This is a genomic window from Streptomyces sp. NPDC060198 (genome assembly GCF_042728415.1).
Taxonomy (GTDB): domain Bacteria; phylum Actinomycetota; class Actinomycetes; order Streptomycetales; family Streptomycetaceae; genus Streptomyces.
This window is the reverse complement of sequence record NZ_JBHWZJ010000542.1, coordinates 1-3546: the sequence shown is the minus strand read 5'-3', so window position 1 is coordinate 3546 and position 3546 is coordinate 1. Positions and strand designations below refer to the sequence as shown.

The 3546-nt window shown below is 69.5% G+C and carries 4 protein-coding genes; 1 reads left to right on the top strand and 3 read right to left on the bottom strand.

The genetic code is table 11. The features are described from left to right. Positions 1 to 3: 3 nt before the first annotated feature. The 3 genes from ACFWEP_RS33110 to ACFWEP_RS33100 form a co-directional block, all read right to left on the bottom strand. Entirely contained in the window at positions 4 to 219 is a 216-nt protein-coding gene (locus ACFWEP_RS33110) for an EF-hand domain-containing protein (RefSeq protein WP_328719300.1), read from the bottom strand. A 444-nt stretch (positions 220 to 663) separates the two neighbouring features. After that, positions 664 to 1191, bottom strand: a complete 528-nt coding sequence (locus ACFWEP_RS33105; protein ID WP_387375767.1) for an ATP-binding protein — start codon at positions 1189 to 1191, stop codon at positions 664 to 666. A 309-nt stretch (positions 1192 to 1500) separates the two neighbouring features. After that, positions 1501 to 2268 carry an enoyl-CoA hydratase-related protein gene (locus ACFWEP_RS33100; RefSeq protein WP_328719302.1) on the bottom strand — a complete coding sequence of 256 codons (768 nt, stop codon included), beginning with the start codon at positions 2266 to 2268 and terminating at the stop codon, positions 1501 to 1503. Between the two features lie 278 nt (positions 2269 to 2546). Between ACFWEP_RS33100 and ACFWEP_RS33095 the strand changes: the two genes are divergently transcribed. Further along, positions 2547 to 3428, top strand: coding sequence for an alpha/beta fold hydrolase (locus ACFWEP_RS33095; protein ID WP_387375764.1), 882 nt, complete (start codon positions 2547 to 2549; stop codon positions 3426 to 3428). Positions 3429 to 3546 lie beyond the last annotated feature (118 nt).

Below are 3546 nucleotides of genomic sequence, written 5' to 3'. Positions count from 1 at the left end.
GGCTCAGGCCTTGTTCTGCGAGGCCCAGAACTCGTCGAAGGTGAGCAGGCCGTCGCCGTTGGCGTCGTGGGAGTTGATGATCGCCTGGGCGACCGTCTCGGTGACGAACGGGTCGCCCAGCCGGGCCATGGCGCTCTTGTACTCGGCGGCCGTGATGAGACCGTCGCCGTTCTGGTCGAAATGCTCGAACGCCTTGCGTGCCGACTCGATGTCCGCCACTTTTCCGCCCCTGTCGCTTGTCCGATTGACGGTGGTCAGATTAACCGGCCGATGTCTTCGCTCCTGCGGCGGCCGGTGAGCAAGGGAACCACCGGCTCGGGGGTTCGGAGCGGGAACGATCTTCACCACTTCCCCTGGATCTACAAATCATCCAGTGAACTTCATATTCATTCACTGAATGCCAGGAGTTTCACCAACAGAACCTACGATTCACATACCAAAAGAGTGCATTAGCCCACTAATGACCGAAATGCACCTTTGGCTTCCTGGGGCTGATGTGCCATAGTCGTCTCACGACCTCCTCCGACCCGAGCCAGGTCTTGCACGCGGCCGTGAATCACCCCCCATTTCACGGCCCCCCACAGAAGCCCCCCGATCGCCGCACCACGGCGGACGGGGGCTTCTGCGTGCACGGGGAAATCCCCCGGGTGCGGCAGCGGCGCCCTACCGGTCCGAGCGGTCCGAGATCCGCATCTCGAACCAGGTGATCTTGCCGCGCGGCAGCAGGTCGACGCCCCAGCGGTCGGAGAGCTTGTCGACGAGGAAAAGGCCCCGTCCGCTCACATCCATCTCCCGCACCGGCATCAGGCAGGGCAGACCGCGCGAGGGGTCACGCACCCCGATCCGGATCATGCCCCGGCGGCGCTCCATGCGCAGACCGAAGTACTGCGCGCCGGTGTGCCGTACGGCGTTGCCGACGAGTTCGGAGACGAGCAGTACGGCGTACTCGGCGAGTTGCGGCGAGAGCTTCCACTGCCACAGCACCACGGCCGACGCGAGCTGGCGGGCCGTCGCCGCGGACTCCGGGCGGGACGGCAGCCGCACCCCGTCCTCGTCGGCCGGGTTCCCGTACAACTCCAGTACATGGGTTGCCTGTTCATCGTCCGACACCGATACCCGCCGCGCCGCTGTCGCACTGCCGTGCGCGCGCGGCTGTTCCCCACCCTCCAGGCCCGCCATGCACCCCATCATGGCCGGAGCGGGCCCGGTCCGGAGCCGTTCCGCGGGAATCCCACCGCCGGAATGGCCGAATCCGGTAGGGAGATCGGCATATGCCAAAGGCATAAAAATGAATGGCGTGGCCCCGCTGACCTGCGACGGAACACCGGCGGCACGGAACGGCGGCGTCGGCCCGTGCACCGGCCGGCCCGTGCGGTGCGGCCCCGGGGCGGTACCGGCGATGCCGCTCGCACGGATGAACGCGGTCCGGCCGCGCACCGGCTCACGGCCCCACGGGACCCGTGCGCGGACCGGGCCCGGCGACGAGCCCGGTCGGCCCGCTCAGCGGAAGGTGGCCTTCCCCGGACCGTCCTCCATGAAGCTGCGCATGCCGGTCTCCCGGTCCTCCGTGGCGAACAGCCCCGCGAACAGGGTCCGCTCGATGGTGAGACCGGTGTCGAGGTCCGTCTCCAGACCCGCGTCCACCGCTTCCTTCGCCGCCCGCAGCGCCAGCGCCGGCCCCTTCGCCAGGGCCGAGGCCCAGGCGTGCGCCTGCTCGTACACCTCGGCCGCCGGAACCACCCGGTCGACCAGACCGATGGCCAGGGCCTCGTCCGCCCGTACGTGCCGGCCGGTGAAGATCAGGTCCTTGGCCCGCGAGGGACCGACGAGCCGGGCGAGGCGCTGGGTACCGCCCGCCCCCGGGATCACCCCGAGCAGGATCTCCGGCTGGCCGAGCTTCGCGTTGTCACCGGCGATCCGGAAGTCGGCGCAGAGCGCCAGCTCGCAGCCGCCTCCGAGGGCGTAGCCGGTGACGGCGGCGACCACCGGCTTGGGGATGCGGGCCACGGCGGTGAAGGAGTCCTGGAGGGCCCGGGACCGTACGACCATCGCCGCGTGGTCCATGTCCCGCATCTCCTTGATGTCCGCTCCCGCCGCGAACACCTTCTCTCCCCCGTGGATCACCACGGCGCGCACGTCGTCGCGCCGGGCCGCCTCCTCGGCCAGCTCCTTCAGCCGGTCCTGGGTGGCCACGTCCAACGCGTTCATCGGCGGCCGGTCCAGCCGGATCGTGCCGACGCCGTCCTGTACTTCGAGGGTTACGGTCATGGAGGCAGGCTAGTGCCGCGTCGGCCAAGGTCTGCCCGCCGAGGAGCGGCGTCGGGCGTACGCTCCCGGCGTGCCGGCCCGGAGCCCTGTACCGGATGTACTGAGGCTTTCCGGCCGGTGCGGCGAGAGTGCGTGCCGGGCGTCGCGACGGGGCGAAGCTCGGCTGACGCGGTACCAGCGGCTGTCCCGGCGGATGACGGCGGTCGGCAGGAGAGGCTCAGGTCACGTGCCGAATTCGTGGCCGCACCGCATGGTCGGCTCCGTGGCAGGATTCATGCATGCCGAATGTCGCCGTGTCTCCCGAAGTGTCCATCGCGTACGAGACCTTCGGCGACCCCGGCGACCCACCCGTCCTGCTGGTGATGGGTCTCGGTGCGCAGATGCTCGCCTGGCACGAGGACTTCTGCCGGGCGCTGGCGGACTGCGGCCGGTATGTGATCAGGTACGACAACCGCGACTGCGGGCTGTCCACGACCTTCGACGAACACCCTGTGGAAACGGGAGAGTTCATCGCCACCGTCAGCTCGGGTGACATCTCCGCCGCCCTGGCGATGGTTCCCTACCGGCTTCTCGACATGGCCGACGACGGACTCGGCCTGCTCACCGCGCTCGGTATCGAACGCGCCCACGTGGTCGGTACCTCGATGGGCGGGATGATCGCCCAGACGATGGCTCTCTCCTCCCCGCAGCGGGTACTGACTCTGACGTCGATGATGTCCTCGACCGGCGAGAGCGAATACGGCCGGTCCACCCCGGAGGCTCAGGCTGCGGTGTCCGCTCCGAAGCCGGCTGACCGCGAGGGATACGTCGCGGCGGCGGAGAGGGAGCTGGTGTGGGCCTCCAAGCGCTACGGCGACGCCGCGGCGCTGCGTGAACTGGCCGCCGCGAGCTACGACCGCTCGTACTGTCCCGGGGGAACCGGGCGGCAACTCGGCGCGATGGTCCTCGGTGGTTCACGCGCGGACGCGCTCCGCGAACTGCGGGTGCCGACGCTGGTGATCCACGGTCTGGACGACACGCTGATCGCGCCCAGCGGCGGAGAGCGCACCGCAGAGCTCGTACCTGGTGCGAAACTCCTCCTGGTCCCCGACATGGGTCACGACCGCCCCCGGGAGCTCTGGCCGCGGCTCATCGACGCGTTGGTGTCCCATACCGGCTAGGGCGTGTGTCGACCAGCTTCGGTTCCGTTCACAGGAATCACCGGACCCCGACGCGCCTGCGTCGGCCGCGATCGGCGCCGGGTCTTCCGGTTACGGGACGGCGGTGGGCCCGGCACCG

Bases quoted from the DNA above. Each gene is read 5' to 3' on its own strand.
- ACFWEP_RS33105 (WP_387375767.1), bottom strand. From the start codon at position 1,191: ATGATGGGGTGCATGGCGGGCCTGGAGGGTGGGGAACAGCCGCGCGCG.
- ACFWEP_RS33100 (WP_328719302.1), bottom strand. From the start codon at position 2,268: ATGACCGTAACCCTCGAAGTACAGGACGGCGTCGGCACGATCCGGCTG.
- ACFWEP_RS33095 (WP_387375764.1), top strand. From the start codon at position 2,547: ATGCCGAATGTCGCCGTGTCTCCCGAAGTGTCCATCGCGTACGAGACC.